This window comes from Streptomyces sp. NPDC057623, assembly GCF_042800355.1.
Lineage (GTDB): Bacteria > Actinomycetota > Actinomycetes > Streptomycetales > Streptomycetaceae > Streptomyces.
In genome coordinates this window covers 1-1,279 of sequence record NZ_JBHVGZ010000098.1, presented here as the reverse complement: position 1 = coordinate 1,279, position 1,279 = coordinate 1, and the positions used below count along the sequence as shown (strand labels likewise).

Below are 1,279 nucleotides of genomic sequence, written 5' to 3'. Positions count from 1 at the left end.
TTTTTTTGTGTGGGGGGGGGGAGGGGGGGGAGAAAAGAGAAGCCCCCTTTTGGAAAGGCTGGTAGGGGGGGGGGAAGGGGGGGGGGGGGGGGTTGGAACCCGGTGCCCCCACAACCGCCGTGCCGTCACGCGCCAACGCCTGCCGTGCTCCGAACTGCTGCTGTTGCAGCTATTGCGTTCCCTCCAGGCCCACCGTTACCGTCTCGCAGAATTTCGAACAAAGTTCGTAATATCGAACAACTCGAACCGTCGCATGAGTGCCCTATGGAGGTCACCTCGATGCGTTACCGACTCAGACGTAGCAACCGCGCCCTGGCCGCCCTGTGCGGCACGGTGTTGTCCGTCAGCCTGCTGAGTGCCGGCCCGGGCGCGTCCCCCGCCCTGGCCGCCGACGACCCCAACGCGGTGGCACTCGACCAGGACGCGATCCTCGCCGCCAGCCAGCTCGACGAGCGGCAGTGGTACAAGGACAACATCCCGTTCCTCGACACTCCCGACAACGACATCGACGACGTCTACTACTACCGGTGGAGCACCTTCAAGCGCGCGCTGCGCTACACGGTGCCGGGCACCGGATACGTGTCGACCGAGTACGACGTGCCGATCGGGTACGCCGGGAACCCGTACACCGCGCTTCCGGACGCGGCCGGCTATCACCTGCTGGACGGGCGCTGGCTGCGCAACCGCGACTACGCGGGTGACTACCTGGACTTCTGGCTGCGTGGGGCCGGCAACTCGGGCGTGCGGAACTTCAGTGAGTGGATCACCAGCGCCGCCTACCAGCGCTATCTCGTGACCGGGGACGCCGCGCAGATCAAGTCCGCGCTCCCGCATCTGATCGCGCTGTACAAGAGGTGGGACTCGAATCTCACCAGCGACATCACGGTCGACGGCACCCAGTCGACGAGCGATCTCTACCACCAGACGCCGCTGTCCGACGCCACGGAGTACACCGAGACGTCGATGCACAGCAGCAACTGGTTCAGCGGTGGCCGCGGCTTCCGGCCCACGATCAACGCGTACATGTTCAGCGCCGCTCAGGCGATCAGCAAGATCGCCACGATGAACGGCGACACGGCGACACGGCGACCGCGGACGACTACGACGCCAAGGCCGCGCAGCTCAAGGCCGCTGTGCAGAACTCGCTGTGGGACCCCCAGCGCAACTTCTTCATGCACGTCTACATGTGCGACATCCCGTGAGTTCCCTGGAGCCCGGCTGAGTCGCTGACCCCGTAGCCAGGGCGTTCTTCCTCCTTCGTGTGCTCTGCTGGCCTGTG

General features: G+C 65.5%; 1 protein-coding gene and 1 pseudogene. Both read left to right on the top strand.

What is annotated here, in order from left to right; translation table 11 throughout:
* Positions 1 to 264: 264 nt before the first annotated feature.
* Positions 265 to 1,035 (top strand): annotated as a pseudogene (locus ACFU95_RS46395) (hypothetical protein); the annotation flags it as partial.
* A gap of 98 nt (positions 1,036 to 1,133) precedes the next feature.
* Entirely contained in the window at positions 1,134 to 1,202 is a 69-nt protein-coding gene (locus tag ACFU95_RS46390; protein WP_383842454.1) for a hypothetical protein, read from the top strand.
* Positions 1,203 to 1,279 lie beyond the last annotated feature (77 nt).